Raw genomic sequence first — 390 nt, 5'->3', positions numbered from 1 at the left:
CCTTCGAGCACGCCGTCGGCCAGGCTCGCGTCACCTTCGAGCTTCCAGTTGTCCGGCTGGGTGGCTTGCAGGCGGCTTTCCAGCAGGTCGCGAATGTCGGCCTTGCCTTCGAGGGTGACTAGGTTCCAGCTGAATAGCACCAGGTCACGCCAGTGGCAGTCGTCGGCGAACAGCTCAAGTGTGCCGTCGATGTCGCGCTGCGCCAGTCGCTGGCCGAGGCGTTCGACCCAGGCGGCCAGTTGTTCGGTAGGTGTGCGGGTGACGCTGGCCTGGCTGTCGCCGCCGAGGTCGCTGCCGTTATCGGTTTTCAGATCGAAGGGAACGTCGTTGCTGGGACGCATGGTGGTTCTCCTGGTCATTGTTGTTATTCACGGGGATACCGTGCTTTGC

1 protein-coding gene is annotated in these 390 nt (G+C 63.1%); it reads right to left on the bottom strand.

Translation table 11 applies throughout. The annotated features are described in order from the left end of the window. A partial coding sequence (locus AAEZ09_RS27940) for a nuclear transport factor 2-like protein (protein WP_350601589.1) occupies window positions 1-341 on the bottom strand: 341 nt, incomplete at its 3' end. Between the last annotated feature and the right edge of the window lie 49 nt (window positions 342-390).

The sequence above is a fragment of the Pseudomonas sp. 65/3-MNA-CIBAN-0223 genome (assembly GCF_040310425.1).
GTDB lineage: Bacteria > Pseudomonadota > Gammaproteobacteria > Pseudomonadales > Pseudomonadaceae > Aquipseudomonas > Aquipseudomonas gregormendelii.
Note: the sequence above shows the minus strand (reverse complement) of the source record. Positions and strands in the feature narration are given on the sequence as shown.